Here is a 505-nt window from a genome sequence, read left to right as displayed (position 1 = left end):
ACGGGTGAGCTTTCATGCCTTACAAGGCGAGACTGAAGACGGGTGAGGCGCGCAAACGAGCCAAGCCGCGCTATGCGGTCACGAACGCGCATGAGTACAACGAGAGCCTGAAGCGGCGCGGGCAACTCAGCCTGTATTGTCCCGAGGGCGACCTGAAGGCCCTGTTCATCAACGACACGCCCTACCCGAAGGGCGTGTCGGGTCAGTCCCAGACGTACAGCGAGGCATACCTCGAACTGCTCTTCATCTTCTACCGGCTGTTCGGCTGGGGCATGCGGCAGATCACCGGCCACATGCGCGAATTCTGGGCGCTGCGCGGTCTTGACATCGCGGTGCCCAGCTTCGGACTTTTGAGCGAGCGATTTCGCACGCTCAAGCTTCACGTCAAACAGCGCTGCCACCGTGTGGCCGATCGCCTGTCCAGAGGCGAAGCGATCAGTCTGATCGTCGACAGCAGCGGCATGAGCTTTGGTCGGGCCAGTGAATGGCATCGGCAAAAGTACGG

1 protein-coding gene is annotated in these 505 nt (G+C 61.2%); it reads left to right on the top strand.

The features are described from left to right. Positions 1–14: 14 nt before the first annotated feature. Positions 15–505: transposase (locus tag GWC77_RS28280; RefSeq protein ID WP_173262931.1), on the top strand; the 491-nt coding region annotated here is incomplete at its 3' end.

Origin of the sequence: Paraburkholderia sp. NMBU_R16, assembly GCF_013282575.1 — a bacterium.
Taxonomy (GTDB): Bacteria; Pseudomonadota; Gammaproteobacteria; order Burkholderiales; family Burkholderiaceae; genus Trinickia.
Note: the sequence above shows the minus strand (reverse complement) of the source record. Positions and strands in the feature narration are given on the sequence as shown.